14 protein-coding genes are annotated in these 18,513 nt (G+C 41.8%); 7 read left to right on the top strand and 7 right to left on the bottom strand.

Annotation, left to right across the window (positions count from 1 at the left end):
* The first annotated feature begins 473 nt into the window (after nt 1–473).
* From F7D47_RS12100 to F7D47_RS12070, 7 genes are all read left to right on the top strand, one after another.
* On the top strand, nt 474–1,058 hold the full coding sequence (locus F7D47_RS12100; protein ID WP_119228762.1) for a DUF3575 domain-containing protein: 585 nt from the start codon (nt 474–476) through the stop codon (nt 1,056–1,058).
* A 12-nt stretch (nt 1,059–1,070) separates the two neighbouring features.
* Nucleotides 1,071–2,498, top strand: coding sequence for a DUF3868 domain-containing protein (locus F7D47_RS12095; protein ID WP_153086013.1), 1,428 nt, complete (start codon nt 1,071–1,073; stop codon nt 2,496–2,498).
* Between the two features lie 160 nt (nt 2,499–2,658).
* Complete coding sequence (locus tag F7D47_RS12090; protein ID WP_153095744.1) at nt 2,659–4,095, top strand: Mfa1 family fimbria major subunit; 1,437 nt, start codon at nt 2,659–2,661, stop codon at nt 4,093–4,095.
* Between the two features lie 340 nt (nt 4,096–4,435).
* Complete coding sequence (locus F7D47_RS12085; RefSeq protein WP_153086010.1) at nt 4,436–5,551, top strand: FimB/Mfa2 family fimbrial subunit; 1,116 nt, start codon at nt 4,436–4,438, stop codon at nt 5,549–5,551.
* 34 nt (nt 5,552–5,585) lie between these two features.
* Nucleotides 5,586–7,307 carry a hypothetical protein gene (locus F7D47_RS12080; protein ID WP_153086009.1) on the top strand — a complete coding sequence of 574 codons (1,722 nt, stop codon included), beginning with the start codon at nt 5,586–5,588 and terminating at the stop codon, nt 7,305–7,307.
* A 24-nt stretch (nt 7,308–7,331) separates the two neighbouring features.
* Complete coding sequence (locus F7D47_RS12075; protein ID WP_153086008.1) at nt 7,332–9,221, top strand: DUF4906 domain-containing protein; 1,890 nt, start codon at nt 7,332–7,334, stop codon at nt 9,219–9,221.
* A 14-nt stretch (nt 9,222–9,235) separates the two neighbouring features.
* Nucleotides 9,236–11,113, top strand: a complete 1,878-nt coding sequence (locus F7D47_RS12070) for a hypothetical protein (RefSeq protein ID WP_153086007.1) — start codon at nt 9,236–9,238, stop codon at nt 11,111–11,113.
* A 524-nt stretch (nt 11,114–11,637) separates the two neighbouring features.
* Here F7D47_RS12070 and F7D47_RS12065 read toward each other — a convergent pair.
* The 7 genes from F7D47_RS12065 to F7D47_RS12035 form a co-directional block, all read right to left on the bottom strand.
* The gene (locus F7D47_RS12065) at nt 11,638–14,169 is read right to left on the bottom strand and encodes an outer membrane beta-barrel protein (RefSeq protein ID WP_194253069.1); all 2,532 of its coding nucleotides are present in this window, start codon (nt 14,167–14,169) and stop codon (nt 11,638–11,640) included.
* Nucleotides 14,170–14,196: 27 nt separating this feature from the next.
* On the bottom strand, nt 14,197–14,901 hold the full coding sequence (locus F7D47_RS12060) for a DUF4974 domain-containing protein (RefSeq protein ID WP_153086005.1): 705 nt from the start codon (nt 14,899–14,901) through the stop codon (nt 14,197–14,199).
* On the bottom strand, nt 14,898–15,377 hold the full coding sequence (locus F7D47_RS12055; RefSeq protein WP_153086004.1) for a sigma-70 family RNA polymerase sigma factor: 480 nt from the start codon (nt 15,375–15,377) through the stop codon (nt 14,898–14,900). Before F7D47_RS12055 ends, F7D47_RS12060 begins: the two co-directional genes overlap by 4 nt.
* 76 nt (nt 15,378–15,453) lie before the next feature.
* Nucleotides 15,454–16,416 carry a nucleotidyl transferase AbiEii/AbiGii toxin family protein gene (locus tag F7D47_RS12050; protein ID WP_153086003.1) on the bottom strand — a complete coding sequence of 321 codons (963 nt, stop codon included), beginning with the start codon at nt 16,414–16,416 and terminating at the stop codon, nt 15,454–15,456.
* Complete coding sequence (locus F7D47_RS12045; protein ID WP_153086002.1) at nt 16,403–17,167, bottom strand: type IV toxin-antitoxin system AbiEi family antitoxin domain-containing protein; 765 nt, start codon at nt 17,165–17,167, stop codon at nt 16,403–16,405. The genes F7D47_RS12050 and F7D47_RS12045 overlap by 14 nt, the downstream gene beginning before the upstream one ends.
* A gap of 578 nt (nt 17,168–17,745) precedes the next feature.
* The gene (locus F7D47_RS12040) at nt 17,746–18,117 is read right to left on the bottom strand and encodes a hypothetical protein (protein ID WP_153086001.1); all 372 of its coding nucleotides are present in this window, start codon (nt 18,115–18,117) and stop codon (nt 17,746–17,748) included.
* Nucleotides 18,114–18,513 (bottom strand): site-specific integrase (locus F7D47_RS12035; RefSeq protein ID WP_153095743.1); only part of this gene is annotated, 400 nt, incomplete at its 5' end. The genes F7D47_RS12040 and F7D47_RS12035, both read right to left, overlap by 4 nt.

Here is an 18,513-nt window from a genome sequence, read left to right as displayed (position 1 = left end):
ATTTTCTTAAATCTTACTTATACTTTCGTAAGTCAAACGGCTCTTTTTCTTGGAAATTGCCATTTTTTAGGGAATTATTGATTCCGGCTGCAAAAATACAAATAATATCAGAAATCCTTGTTCAATTATCCGAAAATCGTACAACTTTAACGATTTTAAGCATAAATCAGTGTACTATTTTGCTAAAAATGGCATTTTTCAGTATTTTTCAGTGCTTAAAAATTTGGTTGTATCCAATATTCGTTCTACTTTTGCACCCGAAATCCAACGATATGAGATACAGATGAACTAAAAAGTAAGTTGAAAGTAAACTGAAAGGAGAAAAGGAACAGTTGAAAGTAAACTTCAGGAAACATGAGTTCTCAGTAGATTCAGGTATTGGTGATCATTATAAATATAAAAGAGTATACGAAAGTAAAAGGTGATTCTAAATCACTCAATGTATTTTTAAAAAAGAAAAGTTTAATTGAGGTATGAAGAAAAGGATTTTAATTGCGTTAGTAGCACTCGGCAGCCTTATCTGTCCTGCTCTAGCGCAGAACGCTGCGGTAAAGACCAACTTGCTGTATGATGCAACGACAACCATGAACTTGGGTGTTGAATTCGGTCTTTCTCCAAAATGGACACTTGACGTATCCGGAAACTACAATCCTTGGACGTTTTCAAAGAACAAGAAATGGAAGCACTGGCTCGTTCAGCCAGAGGCCAGATACTGGTTCTGTAACAAAATGATGGGTTCATTCATCGGCTTCCATGCCTTGGGTGGATCTCACAACATCGGTGGCATGGATCTTGACTTCAAGTTCCTGGGCACTGATTTCTCTAAGCTGAAAGACTATCGGTATGAAGGATGGTTTATCGGTGCAGGTGTAGCTTACGGCTACGCTTGGGCTCTCTCGAAACATTGGAATCTGGAAGCTGAACTTGGTGTAGGCTATATCTACTCTAAGGCAGATAAGTTTAACTGTGCTCAATGCGGAGATAAACTTGAAGATGACAAGGCACACAACTATGTGGGCCCGACGAAAGCAGCCCTCAACTTAGTGTATGTTTTTTAAAAAGAATCAGAGATGAATACATATAATATAATAGGTAGTATGTTCGGAGCCTTGCTTATCGCTCTTCCTATATCAGCCGATAATACCCAGCAGGCTTACAAGAATCTGAAAATCCAGAATAAGGCAATCAGAAAGGTTGGCAACCAGGTGAAAGTGGCTATGGACTTGAACCTCGACCAAATTCAGCTTGCCAGCAACAAAGGTCTCATCTATACCCCAATGATCCTCAACGAAAAGGATACGCTCTTCATGCCGAGCGTTGAGGTGATGGGTAAAAAGAGATATATTTACTATCAGCGTAACCAGAAAACGGCTACGGCAAACCCACTCATCGTGGCACTCCGTAAGAACAAGACAGCACAGACGCTTCATTATGAATACGCCGCTCCGTTCAGCGACTGGATGAAGAACTCAAACTTCGCTATCAGTAATGATGCCTGCGGTTGCAACCAGCAACTTCTCGACGAAGGTATTCTGAATGCGGAAGGACGTGCATTCTCTACTCCAAAGAATCTCTTCAACGCTTATGTCCAGCCTAAGGCAGAAGCAGTAAAGGCAAGAAAGGAGAATGGTTCTGCCCGTTTGAACTTCAAGGTGAACAAGTGGGATATCCTGTACGATATGGGCAACAATGCCAACGAACTGGATAATATCCGCAAGACACTCGATCTCGTAAAGAACGATTCGGATGTTACCATCACCAAGATAACCCTCCACGGCTATGCATCACCAGATGGCGGATATGCCAACAACAACAAGTTGTCGCATAACCGTACACAGGCGCTTTTGAAGCATATCCTGAAGACCTATCCAATTTCTTCAAAACTGTTTGCGGCCACAGCTACAGCAGAGGACTGGGCAGGAACCATCAAGTATGTAAATGAGAATGAGATTCCTCAGAAGGAAGCTGCACTTGAGATCATCAACAGCAACATGCAGCCAGATGCCAAAGAGAAAGCATTGCTCAAGAAGGCTCCTCAAGCTTATCGCTATCTCCTGCAGAATGTATGGCCATCACTTCGCCGTACCGACTATACGATAGAATATGATGTTCAGGCATTCAATGTAGCAAAGGCTAGAGAGGTTATCAAGACCCGTCCTCAGAAGCTCTCTCTCCAGGAGATGTATCTGGTAGCCCAGACTTATCCTAAGGGTAGCGCCGAATTCAACAATGTTTTCGACATAGCTGTAAGAATGTTCCCTGAAGATAAGCTTGCCAATCTCAATGCAGCCTCAGCAGCCATCGAACGTGGCGACAAGGTGAGTGCAGAGAAATATCTCCTGAAAGCAGGCGACAGCGCCGAGGCAAACAATGCCCGCGGTTGTCTTGCTTCCATGAAGGAAGACTATCAGACAGCCAAGCAATACTTTGAGAAAGCTATTGCCGGTGGTTTGAAGGAGGCGCAGGAAAACCTGGATAAAGTAAACCAGGCACTTTAAAGTAACTATTTACTTTCTATTTATATAAGTATAAGATAAAAGATGATGTAAAATACGATCTGTTTTCAGCGGATTGTGCCAATATGTGCGAAACTTAATTTTGAGAATAATAATTAATTAAATATATTGTATAACTTTTTTTGTATTAAGTAAAAAGATTATGAAAAAAATGAATTTGCTCGTAATGAGCTTGGTTTCAGCCGCAGCTTTGTCTTTCACTAGCTGCAGCGACAGTGAGGATTTGGCAGGTAACAGCCAGAACAAGGTAGACAAGTTCTACATGACTTTGACCGTTCAGACTCCTACCAGCAATGGTACAAGAACTGCATTAAAAAACAACTTCGCTGCAACAACAGAAGAGTCTGATGTAACAAGTGGTACATTCTACTTGGTTGATGCCAAAGGCAACATTGTTTTCAAACACGACATCAGCAAAGAAGAGTGGGCTGAAAAGAAGAATCCTACAAAGGGCACAAATGGTAAGACTACACTTCAGGTTCCAGTAGAAAATGTAACTGCAGGTACAACATATAGTGTATATTTCCTGGCTAACACAACAAGTAAGTCACCACTTACAGATGTTTTCACTTCTGATAACAAGTTTGCTACAGCATACTCTACTGCTAACAACTTCGCTATGTTCAACCAGAACGATGCAGAAGTAAAGGGAAACAGCCATACAGTTGTTTTCAAATCTGACAACAAGGATGCAAATTCTCCAGCAAAGGTTAGCAGCACTATCAATATCGAGCGTCTCACTGCACGTATTGATGAGCCAAAGTCAGCAGTAAACACCATCCAGCCTTACGCTGAAGATGCTACTGCTAGCAAAGAGCAAAAGGAAGCTAACGCAAATGCTATCAAGGCAGTTAAGAGCTTAAAATTAACAAGTTATGCCATCTCAAATGTTGCCAACAAGACAAATGTTATGCAGCAGTGGGCTGATGAAACTACCCTTTCAATTCCAACTGGTATCAATTACTTCCAGCCAACAAAAGAATTCGGTACAAAGACTTTGCTTCAGAACTATGGCTACTTCAATGCTGTAACAACAGCTAGATCACAAAAGGATTATGTCTTCGAGAACAACTCTAGTGAAGCTGCAACTTCTATGTACTTCGAGTACACAGTAGAGCTCAGTGATGACTATAAGACAAATGCAGACTTCGAGGATGGTACATTCTATCGTTACAACAAGGTTATCTATAGCAGAATCCAGGACATCATCGACGCTTACAAAGATCAAAAGGCTATCTTTGATGGTAAGGACGCAGCCACAGTTAAAGCAGAATTGAAAGCAGCTAAAGATGACACAACAGATCGAGAAACTAAGTTGGATGAATTCCGCAAGAAGTATGATATCGAGGTCTTCAACGCTGGTAAGACATACTATGTTCAGAAGATTCAGGATCAGCATCTCGGTGTAGCCAACACTATTCAGCGTAACAGCATCTACCTGTTAAATGTAAAGAACATATTTAATGTTGGTGCCCAGGTTCCTAATGGTGGTCCAGATGATCGTACATTGTACTATCTCGATGTTGAGGTTTCTGTTAACCCTTGGGTTCTCAACGAGCAGTCAGTTGAGTTTGAGTAATATTCCGTCAAACCAGACAGATAAAATATAAATACTTATATATATACCAAGACTCTCGGGGGAGCAATCCTCCTCCGAGAGTTTATCAATCAAACGTTCGTTCTGAAAAGAACGAAAACATTCTTAAAAGATAACTAACATTGCCGCCCATGTATAAAAGGCGGGCGATACAAAGACGTGCCGTCATACCCCCAACCCGAAAGACTGGCACTTTTCATCCTTAGATAATAACGATGCCGAAGGCAACGAAACAGAGAGCTGATAAAGCAAAGATATTCGCTACCTACGGCACTCTCTATATAAAATAAGTAAAAGTAAAAGATTATAAAAGATAAAGAATATGGCACATTTCCTCAACAACAAATGTTGCAAGCTGGTTTGCATCTCAGCCATCGCACTCACTTCTCTTTCATCATGCATGAAAGACGAAATCACGAGCTGCCCTACAGCTAAGTTGTCGCTCAAATTCGACTATACTTATAATGTGAAAGAGGCTGATGCTTTCTCTGCTGAGGTGAAGAACCTCAACGTTTATGTATTCGACAAGAACGGTAAGTTCGTAGATAACTATACCGAGTCGGCTGACAAGTTTGAAACAGGTCATAAGATGGAAATCACAGACCTGCAAGCAGGCAAGTATACCTTCGTCTGCCTGGCTCGTGACAAGCAGCCTGCCGCAATGGGAACAAGAGCCGAAGGTGATGATGAGACCGAGTTTAGCTTTACTAAACTTACCCCAGGTATCTCTACCATCAACGACCTGCAAGAGGAAATGGGCAAAAAAAACGCAGAAGAATCCGTAAACAACAAGCACTTCACCGCCCTCTATACCGCACAGGACTCCCTCAACTTTGATGGAGAAAACGATGTGCAAGGAAAATTGAGTCTGATGAAGTGTACCAAGACATACCGCGTGGTGATGCTTCCATTCGAACCCGACCAGGAAGGATTCACTGCCGAAAACTTCGATGTAGAAATCAAAGGTTCTGCAGCCCTACTCGACTATAAGGGCGACAAGGTAAAGCCAAAGGCAATCACCTATCTTCCTTATGAGAAGAAACTGGTAGAAAACCACAGCGGCAAGACCGAGGTAGAAGGCGAAGACGTAGAAAAGGCGCTGGTTTACGACCTGTCATCATCACGTATGTTCGAAACCAAAGATGACAACAAGAGTCGCGCTGCCGACGGATCCAGCCAATATGATGACAAGCGCATCGTCATCACAGACAAGCGTATCAACAAAGTCATCTTCAACCACTCCCTGCCTTGGTTCCTTTCACTCTGTGCCAGCGACCGCTACGGCAAAGACTGGAGCGACCAGCAGTATCTGGACCGTCAGGACCATTACACCCTGGTATTCTACGTGCCAGCTCCAAGTTCTACCTACAGCATGGATGCAAGAATCAAGGTAAACAACTGGGTTCTGAATCTTCAGAATACCGACCTGGGAAAATAAGAAAAGAAAGAAGTATAAGTAAAAGAAAGAAAACATGAAACGCTATCAATCTACTCTGACCAAGATGACACGCCCAGTGTGTATGGCACTCGCTGCTTTGCTCATGGTAGGCGCAATGGCATCCTGTTCAGAGAACGAAAATACAGAAACAGCTCTAAGCGACAATGCCTATCTGAGCCTCAGTTTCTCTACCGGCACCGGAAACAGTACCAGAGCCGGAGAAACTAGCGGAAAGGCTCTTGCCGACAATGAGACTGATGCGAATCCTACTCAGGAGAGCGACATCCATAATATCAAGGTATGGGTGTTCAAATCAAATACCGGCGATGATGCCACTCCAATCTCTTATAAAGCAGAGACGCTGAGCGAAGTGATGAATGGTAACTATACCCTGAACCTCCGATTTCTGAGAAAGATTGGCGGCGAAGAAGTAAAGAACATCGACCTTTACATCCTGGCAAACTCTGAGAGCATCAACATGCCGGACCAGATAAAAGGCAAAGACCTCAGTTCTGTTACCCGCAAAGATCTGAAAGAAGTCAGCTTTACCTCACCTTTCGGTATCAATAGCAATGGTACTGCAGAAAACCAAGAAGTGCCAGCCGGAAAGGGACTCCCTATCTCCCGTGCCATCACCGAGATTTCTGTAGACAGCCATGTGGCTGATACAGAAGAAGGAGCCAAAGACAAAGGCATCAAGATTCCTCTGGTTCGCGCCGTTTCGAAACTCCATTTTTACTTTGCCCGAAAATCGGGTAATGATGCCAATACCAGTCAGGTAAAGGTAACAAGAATAGAGGTAGAAGGAAACACCATTCCTACTGCCAGCTATGTTTTTCCAGACGAAGCGATATATAACGAAGATGGTTACAACCAGAACGTAACCAGCCAGAAATATAACAGTTCCGGTACAGCTTACGTATCATACGCTCTGAAACTGGCAGGTGTAGAGAACCAGGATATCAGGGAAGTGGATAATCCTGAGAGTTTCATCAAAAAGAATCAGTCTGCCCAGGAATATCTGGATGCTTTTAAACAGGCAGGCATTGATTCTCACAATCTCTGTTATCTCCGTGAAACCAACAAAGCCATCAAAGGCACCATCTGGTATTCATTAGATGGTGGAACACCCAAGAGCGCGACCTTCAATATTCCTTCTGAAGGAAATGCCATCAGAAACAGAGAACTGGTAGTTTACGGTTATTTCCTCAACGGACAGATGGGCAAACTCACCGTTACTCCATCTATTCAGGAATGGCAGGATGGAGGAACATTCGACTTCATCGATGCCTCTACGAATGTTGAAATCCCTGACAGCGGAAAGACAGACTGGGGCTACAAGGTATATTACGGTTTTCCTAAACGCGGACCGATGATTACGCTCAAGGATATCGATACAAAAGGTAAGCCTTGGATTCTCCAGACAGACAACCCGATGTTCGGATTCGTAGAATGCGACGAAAATGGCAAATATCTGTATGATCCAAACGCAAAAACAGATTTGTACAATGATGGTGAGGCAGACTATAGAATAAAGGATTTCATCATCAACGAAGAAGGTAAGACGGAAACTCTCCGCTTCTATGTGGTTCCGAAGAACAGACTGGATCTGGCAAAGCCACATAATGTAAAGGCGCAGGTGTTCCTGACCAAATATCCGAACGATAAGTTTATCCTGAATCCGGGACTCCGATATAAAGGATGTAGGGAGGGTAAATTAGCCGGCAAGGATATTCACTTTGAACAAGTTTTATAAAGACAACAGAAAATAACATTCATCATGAAGAAGTTATATATAGACATAAGATTCGCAAAATGCATCTTGGCTCTTACGGCAGGATGGATCATGGCAGGATGCTCAGCTGAAGACGAACTGGGAAACGGTTCGGCTACACAACAGCTGAGCATGACTCCCATGATCAACGACCTGCAGACCACAAGAGTGAAGGAAGAAGAGAATCTTCATGAAAAAACTCTGTCTTCTCTTGACTTTAAGATGTTCGGACCAACAAATAATAGTGATTGTAGAATCGACTGCCAGTTTAAAAGACCGGTAGAAAACCAGGCAGAGGTATTGGCTTCCGGCGACTGGAAATCGGAACACCATCTTGATGTGAATAAAACTTATCATTACTATGCTGTAGCCAATGCAAAGGATAATCTCAAGGATAAGAATCTGAAAGAACTCCTTGCCAGCACCCAGCAGGATGATGATATCTGGATGCCAGCTACCAAGGTAAGCGACAAGAAATTCCTGATGAGCTGCCAAGGTGAGGATACCATCACCCAAGATCCGGAACAGAATATTCCGGTAAAACTGGTGAGAGCTGCAGCCAAGATCAAGCTGAACATCTCTTCTACAGTGAAGGATTACAAAATAACAAAAGTAAAGTGGAAGTTCATCAATTACAATACCAATACAGCTATCTTTGCCAATCAACCTGCTGATCAGAAGATCAAAAAAAATATTCAGGAGAATAAGGCTACAGCAGAGAAAGACGAAAATGGTAATGATATCTATAAGGTAACAACTTACAGCTATTCCACAACATGGAACGGGAAAGAGGATATGCCACAGATTGTTGCAGCTGTTACTTTCAAAAAAAATACGGATACTACAACCATTACCAAGGAACTGGTTATCCCTGTCCGTGATCCGCAAGGCGAAAAGAAGCTGGAGCGCAACTATATCTATACCGTCAATACCGTCATCAAATATCTGAATACCAATACGCATATCGATTACAACGGAAAGGAAGACTATCTGCAATGGGCGATTACCAAATGGACAACAGGTGAAAATACAGAAGTCTATGCAGACAAAACGACCTATCTGGTTGTTTCTCCTACTGCCATAGATATCAAAGGTGGTGAAGACAATGAGTTTACAGATTACTCAATACGTTGGTTTGCATCTAATAAATGTAAGATTGAGAATCCAACTACCTATTATTTTGACAGATACGGCAACAGTAAAAGTGAGCAAAATGGACAGATCGATGCAAGATCAGAAACAGCCACGGGAGATGGATATAGAGGATGGATAGACGTACATGCGGGAGCACCTTCATACTGTACAATACAATATACCTATTTTGATATTACAGTTGATGGCACAGACAAGAAACAGGAAATAGCCGTAAGAAAGTATCCTTCGGTCTATTCAATGAATGTAAGAAGCGAAGGTACAAATGATTTTGATGAGAATACTCATCTGTACACGATACAGTTCTCCAGCAACAAGTATGCTACAGATTACACCATTGCCAAACCTGTAGTCAACAATGAGAATATGTCTGACGACAACACCGTATCTCCTGCTTACATCCTTGCATCAACCACAAAGGGTGAAAAAAGCGCCAAGAATAATAAGGCTGCAAGAGATTACTGTAAAAAGTATCAGGAAAAGGCTACGACTTATAAGAAAGAGAGACTCGAGCTGAATGGTTGGCGACTTCCTACAAAGGAAGAAATCAACAGAATCTATAAGTTAGGCAACGATGATAAGGCTATAAGCAAACAGCTGCTGAGAGGCGAATACTATTGGACGCTGGATGGAGACAAGACCGAGAGAAACGGCAATAACACGCAGAGCGGTACCTACGTTCGCTGCGTCCACGACCTGACTCAGGGAGAAATAGAGCTAATAGAGAAACAAGGTGAAAAGTAAAGAAGGTAAATGACATGAAAGAAATAAAATTATATATCGGAATCATAGCAGTCCTGTTAACAGCAATGTTGACAGGCTGTTCTGACAGTATAGCCGACAGCGAACCTTCTAAAGACGAGACTGAAGAAGGTTACTACACCGTCCGTCTCAATATATCCATACCCAACTTCGAACAGCAGATTACCCGAAGCACCATTTTTGTGAACGAAGGAATCAAGGAGAATGCCATGAAACTCTTCTGCTTCGACAATGAAGGGCAGTTTGTTGGCATCGGAAAGGTTACAAAATTTGATGAAATCAAAGGCTTCGTCAGAGACGTTACCGGCAATATAACTGACTATGGTGACATGGATAAGGACGGAAGTACAAAACCGAAGGCATTTTATGCAACCATCCCTAACAAGACATCCCGAATTCATCTGGTAGCAAATACAGAAAGTGAATATCAAACCATCAATTGGGATAACCAGGCAAATTGGGTGGGTATGCATGAGAATATGCTCATGACTACATTTGAGACCAACCATACAGAAAATCAGGCTCACAAAATCAGATATTGGGGATATATCAAGAAAGATTCTCCTGAGAAACTGAAAGAATATCTGGACCCCAATACAACAAAGACAGACTATATCATCCATCTCATCAGAGACAGGGCTAAGATTTCTGCAGACTGGAGTGATGAGGTGAAAAGGGCTAATCCTAATATTAAAAACGACTTCGTTATGACAGTTGTCAACGGAGCTGCGAATGGAACTCTGGCTCCTTTCAACAGAGACAGTCTGCTATTCAATGAAACTACAGGAGATGACACCTGGGTATGGAGTGCAAAATATGTAACACCTTCCATCAGTCAGGAAAGACTGAAAGGTGATGAAGGTCAGATGTACAATCCGACAGGTGCTTTCGAAGAGCGTAATCTGCCTACAGATCCTACAAAAGTACTTTTAAGACATGATGGTAAATATTACTTGATATACTTGCAGGACAGCAACAACAAGCCATACATCATCAAGCGCAACTATGAATATAAAATCATTATAGATAAATTAGACCCAAGCTATGGTAAGGGGTTTGAACCTGCATTGAAAGGTGCACCTGTCAATAACCCATGGATCAGAGTAGAACAGTTTGTACCGGGTGTTTCTGATGGGAATTACGAACTGGCTATTGTTGGAGGTACTTATAAGACTATAAATACGGGTGAAAATACTGAACAAAAGGTGCAGTTCACTTATAAGGGTAGCGATGCCGAAACGAAGCAACCTACCGATTTTGAGGCTATATGGACCCAGAATCTGGCATTCGCAACTGCAGCTGCACCAGTGGTTACCAGCTATACTTATGACAAAGCTTCAAAGACCGGTACCGGTACCATTAAGTACAAGCTGGACAAGATAGACAAGACCTGGCGAGAAGGCATCATCTACCTCACCGACACAGTGCATGGACTCAATAGAAACATCCATCTCTATAGTGTGAGTGAGGCTAATTATGACATCAAAAATGCCAATAATATAAGTGCAACATTGAACAGCGAAGGAGATTTCACCATCACCATTCCTAAGGATTATCCTGACGGACTGCTGCCAGTGAATTTCAAAATCGCATCCAATGATATCAATCCAAAGGACTGGAAGGTAGAAATAGGTGATACTGAAACCGAAACGGGCAACGACTGCAAAACAGGCAGCTGGTTTACCTATAAGGCTGAAGTAATCCAGAGGAATTCAGGAACTCTTCTGGAGGAGGGAAAAAGAACCTATACATATACCTTTAAGTTGAGGAATGTGCGCAAGAATGCCAAAAAAGGTGACAAGGGATACTTCTGGCTGAAGGCTGATAACTTCAACCAAGGAAAGGCCAAGAAGTTTGAATTCACCTATCAGTAGTAAGTTTAAGAAAAGTTTAGTTCATATATCTGAATCGGGGCGCATATCGTTTCAAAATTTAAATGCCCCCAAATATCAATGAAATAGGTAATAAAATAATTATCATTTACTATACAAATAGTATGCGGGAACCAATAAATTAAACTAGACTGGTCGTTGGAACTGTAGTTGCCGAGGTGATCTCACCTTCTATAGTTCCGCGGCTTTTTTTTATACAAAATTCTGCCCAAATATTCAGAATAGCTTAAAATGAGCGATTTATGAGTGTTTCACCTCAATTGAGGTAATGATTTGGCAATAGTGCTAAATTTTGCAAATTGCATACGTTTGCTTGTCAAACAACTCTTTTTGTCTGCAAAAATACAATAATTTATGTGACACACAAAGAAATATATATTTTTTAACTAGAGAATCTCTAAAAGAAATTCTGTGGATTAAGTTTACCCATTAGAAAAATATTGGCAAACTTCATCACACAGAATTTTATTTTTCCGCTTTGTTGCGGAATCATGTATTGAGAGAGTTTATAGTCTATCTATTTCTTCACTTGCAGCACTTTCGCCCTTATAGCGTTTTTTGTCTTTGAATGTATATCTTACCAAGAGGCTGATGCGGCGACCATCCTTGAAACTGCTTTTGGCGAATATGTAATCTGAGTCATATCTTATCTCTCGTTCTTTTGTGCCGAGGATATTGTTAAGACTCAGCCTTACCAACCATGCATTGTCAGCAAAATGCTTGGTTACTCCTAGGCTAAACCATAATGCCTGTTTAACCAGATATTCCCTCATGTTTCCATCAGAATTGTAACTTAGCAGTACGTAAGGCATCCAATGGTGGCGCAAGTTGAAATAACTGTTGAACGACAATGATATGTAAGGCTTGTCATTCTTGATTTTTCTTCCATCCGTATTATAGAGTGACATATAAGTTCGCATCATATTAAGGTTGAAATATGGTTCCCAAACACCCACATTCGTATGATAAGCCAAACTTGCATTTACTGCAGAATAATGCGGAAAATTCTCTGGCTTTGACATTGCCACCAATGGGTCTGCTTGCTGAATGACATTCGTTGAGATGATGTAATCTTTTATCCTTTGATAATCGACTGAGAAACGCAATTGATGCCATTGCAACGAATAGGATATATCCGTCGTATATTGTGGAAGCAACCATGGATTACCAGCTTCGATGGAATAACGATTGAAATACTCTTCACTGTTTCTAAGTTCGTAATAGCTTGGACGTTTTACCTTGGTTGTCATACTTAATCCCATTTCGACATTCTTTACAGGCAAAGACAATGAGAAGAAAGGATAAAAATGACGATAAGTCTTATCCACCAAGCTATTTTGGGAGATGGCATCACGATACAGCATACGAAATGACTCAAATCGCATTCCCAGTTGGGCAGACAATTTGGCGATAGATACATTGCATCCGGCAAAGGCGGCGAGTTTTGTTTCTTCAGCATGAAGACGACTCGTTGCGCTTGACTTCTCGTTTTCAAGGCTCTGATAATCTTTTTCTTCTTCCACATAACTTGCATCAGCACCTATGTTAAAAGTCAAGTTTTTGTTGGCTTGATAATTGATTTTCATATTCCCTGCATAGATGTCGTGAGTAGTCTCATTTTCATTTTTCACCTCATGCGCATCCGTCATGCTTCCAGACTCTTGATTAAGACGGCTATCTGTAGCTTTTCTGCTAACATAATCAGCATTCAACGTCATTTTCCATTTTTGAGAGAATTTTCCATCGTAGAAGATGTTTTCTATCCATTGATCATAGTTTGCATGAGAATGGATGTTAGAGGATAAATCTTCAAACAGAAGATTGTCATGAAACATTTGGCTGGCAGAATGTCCTCCCCATTTGTCCGTTTCCTTAGAGTATGACAAACTTGCGCCAATGGTATGATTCTTTGCCAATTCTGCACTGATACCTCCGTTAATGGTTTGATTATAATAATTGGAATTCCATATAGGCATATCACTTTCCATATTCCAGACAGAATGATCAGCCAAAGTCTGTTCCTTATTGGTTTGGTCTGTTTTATATCTACTGCTTGAATTGGTAAAAGAAAGGAATCCATTTATGTTCTCGGTATCGTAAGTGAGCTGCACCTGTTCCGAATCAGAGTTTTTTCTGCCTTGGCTGTCAAATACAGAAGTTCTGATGCCTAATCCTCCATCAACCTTATGTTTCAAGTTGATTTTAATGACAGCGTGGGTGTCTGCATCATACTCTACCCCAGGATTGTTGATTACCTCTATCGTAGAAATATCCTTGGAATTCAAGCGGCTCAACTCACTTTTGTCCCTCATCTTACGATTGTTGATATATACATCTGCAATTCCCCGTCCAAAGACAGAATAGCTGCCATCGCTACCTGACACTGTTGGTAATTGCGCCACAACATCATCGGCACTTCCAAAATCGCTTAATACAGATTTCTGAACATCCACGATAAGCTTTGTTCCGTCTGACTTATAAATCTTCCGATGACCTTTCACGACTACCTTTTGTAGATTTAGCGTAGCTTCGCTTAAGGCTATTGTACCTATTTTGCCAGTACTAAAGATATTGCGATAAGTGTTATATCCTACACATGTTACTTTTACAATAGCCTTTTGAGCATTGCAAGGTATTACAAATTGTCCGTTTTCATTGGTCACACCACCAGTAATAAACGAAGAGTCATTGACATTCAGAAGTGAAACATTGGCGAAATCGACAGGTTGATGATGAGTGTCCACGATGCGTCCCATCATTCTGTTAGAAGCCTTTTGGATACATTCAACGATAATAACATTATCCACTTGTTTCATCTTGATAGGATAAAAGCCTATCAAGTTCATGATGGCATCTGGAACACTTTCATTTTTGATGCTCTTCGTCACCTTGAAATCCTCCAACTCGTCATACACAAAGTTGATGACATACTTATCCTGTCGAGCATTCAAATCCTTCAATGCCGCAGAGAATGACACATTATTATATTGTCGGGTAATGCGTTGGGCAGACATACCCATGCTTATCATCAACAACATTAAGTTAAAAACAATCTTCTTCATAACTTACTCCACTCTTAAAGTTCCATCCACTTCCGTTATCTGTATGCGCTCAAAAGCATTCAATATTTCGAGATTCTGCTTCAATGTCTTAGTCTTGTCCCAATTGAAGAAGATACGAATATGCTGTGATTCAGCTTTGCCGAATTCCACCTTGACATGATAGAAGGCAGCAAGCTGCGACACGACATAGCCCAACTCGGTATTGTCAAAGACAACAGGTTTGAGGTCGAGACTATCAGCCTTCTCCGTAGCACTCACCTTGATGTTATCCATCCTGTTCAAATCAGAAGTAGAAAATACTTGCTCCGTCTTGGCTTGTTTAGTTTCATCCGAAGAAGAGAAACGGAAAATGCCTGAATGAATTGCAGCGAAAGTAATGCCTGAGAGGAAAACAATGCCAATGATGGATGCTGCTATCTTCCAGTGATTGCTGGATGTTTTATCAGAAGCTTCGTTGGCCTTTAATCCTTGCTTATCAGCAAACTTCTTCCACGCTTCGTCTACATTCACTTTCTTTGGATTTCCTTTTTTCATCGCCATCCTAACCATCGCCATATCGTGAAAGAAATCCTTTACGTCTTTATCGGCAAGCAAACGTTCCACCTGCTCGTCGGTATAGCGATCGGGATGCTCCTGCATATCGAAGAACATCTGTCGCTTCTCTTCTTTACTCTTGTTAAATTCCCTGTTTGTCATTGTCTTGCTCATTTAAATTGTTCCTTAATCCAGTCCATCGCCTTCGAAAGATGGTTGAATACCGTCACCTTGCTCACTCCCACTTCATCAGCCACCTCCTGATAAGATTTCTTCTGAAGATAGCGCAGACGGAAAATGAGTTGTCGGATAGGCGGTTCCAGGTCTTCGATGAGAAGCATCAGCTGGTCGAGTCGCTCGTCGGTCTCTTCCGAGAGAATCACGTCGGCATCATCCAGCAGCAGCTTCGTTACCCTTTCCTTCACGCTCTTATGGGCTATCAGGTTGAGACAGCGGTTGCGGACGCTCCTCATCAAGAATCCTTCCTCACTCTCAGGCATCAGGACTACATCATCGGCAAGAATCGTGGTAAAGACTTCGCTCACTACATCCTTGCTTTCATCGTCATCGGAGAGGATGCTTCTGGCCAGATTGTACATCTTCTCGTAATGCTGACGAAACATTCTTTCTATGTCCTTTTCCTGTTTCATACACTATCTATACAGTTGAGCCAAGCAAAAAACTAAGCAAAACAATAACTTTTTTCAAAATTTACAGAAAAAACATTCAACAACTCCTTGTCTTCCACAAAGCCATAGGATGAAATTTGATTCTATTGACCATCTCTTTATCTTCGAACAGCAATTCTGGAATATACTTCTTGTCATTGAATTCCCGCACATATTCTTTCTCTGATTCTGTCAGAACCAATAGCTTTGAGAGAAAGTCTTTCACTTCTGTCTTGGCTTTTTCAAAGTCAAAATGCTCACTGCGCCTAAGCACAGGCAAGAGTTGCGAACGAATCTGCGGAAAACGGATCTTGTCTATCTGCGGAAAGTCTGTATATTCCGTAGGCGTAGCGTTGTCTTTTCTGCTTGAGCCAACAGTCAGATAAAAGACGGTCGCTTTTCTCAGCAACGTTTTCTCTTCATCGCTCACGAATAGTTGATGCTTCATCATGTTATAGACATCATAAATGTCACGTGCAGCACTTCTACCTATCAAGGCGTTTATCTTGGTGGCGAACAATTCGACAGGTGAAAGAGAACGTACCTTCACATCGCTCAGAAACGGAATGGACACATGAGTCTCTATGGCAGGCAGGATATGGCAACGGTCGGAATAGTTGATTTCTATCTTGATGCCATCGTTGTTGCCTGCGGCATTGGTATAATGAAACACCCATGAGTCAAGCGTATGCGGTGTCTTGGAACCTGGCGCAAGATGATAACCTTCCGACTCCATATAGCGTAGAATCTCGTTATTCACTTCTTGGCGAATGGAGAGCATGGACTCTCTGTCACAATCCACCGTAAAGTCAAGGTCTATATCTACCGAGAGTCTTGGCAGTTGGAAAACGGTGAGATTGATGGCTGTGCCACCTTTCAGCACAAGAGATTTAGACAGCAAAAGACTGTCATGGAAATAGTTGAGTATCTCCACCAGTCGCATCACCTTTTCGAGGTTGTCGCGAATAAAGCCTTGCTCCTTGGCGATGATGTCAAGAGCTTGTTTGTTATATGAGTTCATATTCTTCCTTTGATGTTAGTTCTTGCGGCACATACATGCGCCATTTATTTACAAATGTATCCGACTCTTCGTTGTTAGTCAACCACTTGACGCTTTTGGTTCCCTTGGCTCGGCACAGCTCCAAGAGGGATTCTGAGATGTTGGCTTGTTCCTTGATTCGCTCCAACAGATAGCCTGTCTTCTGGTACAGGAATGCCTTGTCGTACCTTGCGAGATAATCGATGAGCCTTTCCTCATTGAGCAAGACGATACCCTCCATGCAATGCAGCAATTCTTCAATACCACCAGCTCGGTCGATACGGTCAAAGCAATCCAACAACGTACTCTCCACATCCGTTACTCGCACATAAGGGTTTCCCTTGGGTGTCATCATACCAATGATTTCCTTTGTTTGTCGGCAATAGGTATAATCCACATCGTCGAAAGAAAAGGAATTGAAGCGAGTCATGCTTTTCACAAAAACCTCATTGAAGGGTTGATGAGCCAATCCATGAAATTCCAATGCTGTGTGATAACTGATGCAAGCTGTATGTGACAAGTGGCTTCCTATCTCATACTTGTCGCAAACAGGTAAGCCAGATGCAATATCCTTCATGCAATAGGTATTGCGCCGTATAGCCACAATCCACCCTTGTTGCTTGTACCGAGCGAGCAACGCCTCCACCGCCTTCACCTTGTCTTTCAGAGCCTCAGAAAGTTCATCCAAAGTGAATATCCGCAGCTTGTATAATATACTCAATAGTTCTGTCATTGTTTCTAATTTTGCGCAAAAATATAAAATCTAATTTATTTATGAGAAAAATCAGAAACTTTTTATGCTTTTTTATATGTTCTTTCCATCTTAATTGTCCGACTACGGAGGAACAAATCACCGACAGGCAAGTTCTTTTGGGAGTAACCCAAAAGGTTTCGAGTAACTCGAAACATACCTTGCTGTGTCTTTGTGGACACAATGTTTTGGCAAGAATAAAACCTAATACCATTGAAAACACTGCGGTGGTTCGCCCAAGTGGCTGGAGGCGCAAAGCCTCCAAGGAACGACTCGTTTTTCGCTATGTCCAAAGGATGAAACAAATAAATCCCGAAGAATGGGGGACATAGAATACCATTCCTCGGGATGAACAAAAATGTATTCCTGCATGTCATACGTTTTATATGTCATACGATAAACATGTAAAACGTATGACATCAATGTATATATGCTTACACTATTCTTTGCATGGATACTTCTTTATCAAATTACAAGCACATTTCTATACGACAGTGAATCAGTGCGTCAATAAGTCAATACGACAGGAAATAATTGAAGCGTCAAAGAAGCGACCATACTTAGTTAAAGGTATTTGTTCCTCCATAGAGTTGCAGTATAATGGCTGTTTTCTCTTTTGCTCCGTATAGCCTCTTGAAGATGGCATCACGAAGTTGCGCAGCACCATTAGAGACAAGACGGAAGCAAATGGCAACAATCATAGGGAATCCATACATTGTTTGCCAAATGTCTTTGGAGGTTTCCTGTCTTTGTTGGACTTCCGACATAGACAACATACCTTCTTTATATATAGCTCGTATCACAGGGTTGAGTTTCGGGGCGGTAATATGAAGCACATCCACCAACTCTCCCTCACTCATCCACAAGTTCTCAAAGTTGGACGGAATGGATAACATTCCATTTCCGTCCACGGTGATTACAGTCCTTTTCATGCCATTCCTCCCATAACAGGCAATTGCCCCTTGATTCGACTTTCAAAAACTGCTATGTCATGGTCAAGTTTGTTGCTTGTCACTTTGGCGTATATCTGTGTCGTGGTGATGTTCGTGTGACCGAGAATCTTGCTCACACTCTCTATCGGCATACCATACTCCAAGGCTAAAACTGCCCAACTATGACGGGAGACATGGAACGAAACCCGCTTCTTGATGCCACACATTGCAGCAACTTTCTTGATGCGCTTGTTGATGCTGTCAAGGTTGCCTATATTGAACAAATGGCTACTCTTTCTGAAAGACTTGTATCTTTCAACAATCTGCATAGGAATATCCAACAGCTTGATTTGGAACGGTACGCCTGTCTTCTGACGCTTGGACACTATCCAAGGA

Origin of the sequence: Segatella copri (genome assembly GCF_009494835.1) — a bacterium.
GTDB classification, from domain to species: Bacteria; Bacteroidota; Bacteroidia; order Bacteroidales; family Bacteroidaceae; genus Prevotella; species Prevotella copri_F.
Note: the sequence above shows the minus strand (reverse complement) of the source record. Positions and strands in the feature narration are given on the sequence as shown.

What these genes read in the sequence shown, in the direction of transcription:
- F7D47_RS12100 (WP_119228762.1), top strand. Translation starts at nt 474, where the DNA reads ATGAAGAAAAGGATTTTAATTGCGTTAGTAGCACTCGGCAGCCTTATC.
- F7D47_RS12095 (WP_153086013.1), top strand. Translation starts at nt 1,071, where the DNA reads ATGAATACATATAATATAATAGGTAGTATGTTCGGAGCCTTGCTTATC.
- F7D47_RS12090 (WP_153095744.1), top strand. Translation starts at nt 2,659, where the DNA reads ATGAAAAAAATGAATTTGCTCGTAATGAGCTTGGTTTCAGCCGCAGCT.
- F7D47_RS12085 (WP_153086010.1), top strand. Translation starts at nt 4,436, where the DNA reads ATGGCACATTTCCTCAACAACAAATGTTGCAAGCTGGTTTGCATCTCA.
- F7D47_RS12080 (WP_153086009.1), top strand. Translation starts at nt 5,586, where the DNA reads ATGAAACGCTATCAATCTACTCTGACCAAGATGACACGCCCAGTGTGT.
- F7D47_RS12075 (WP_153086008.1), top strand. Translation starts at nt 7,332, where the DNA reads ATGAAGAAGTTATATATAGACATAAGATTCGCAAAATGCATCTTGGCT.
- F7D47_RS12070 (WP_153086007.1), top strand. Translation starts at nt 9,236, where the DNA reads ATGAAAGAAATAAAATTATATATCGGAATCATAGCAGTCCTGTTAACA.
- F7D47_RS12065 (WP_194253069.1), bottom strand. Translation starts at nt 14,169, where the DNA reads ATGTTGTTGATGATAAGCATGGGTATGTCTGCCCAACGCATTACCCGA.
- F7D47_RS12060 (WP_153086005.1), bottom strand. Translation starts at nt 14,901, where the DNA reads ATGAGCAAGACAATGACAAACAGGGAATTTAACAAGAGTAAAGAAGAG.
- F7D47_RS12055 (WP_153086004.1), bottom strand. Translation starts at nt 15,377, where the DNA reads ATGAAACAGGAAAAGGACATAGAAAGAATGTTTCGTCAGCATTACGAG.
- F7D47_RS12050 (WP_153086003.1), bottom strand. Translation starts at nt 16,416, where the DNA reads ATGAACTCATATAACAAACAAGCTCTTGACATCATCGCCAAGGAGCAA.
- F7D47_RS12045 (WP_153086002.1), bottom strand. Translation starts at nt 17,167, where the DNA reads ATGACAGAACTATTGAGTATATTATACAAGCTGCGGATATTCACTTTG.
- F7D47_RS12040 (WP_153086001.1), bottom strand. Translation starts at nt 18,117, where the DNA reads ATGAAAAGGACTGTAATCACCGTGGACGGAAATGGAATGTTATCCATT.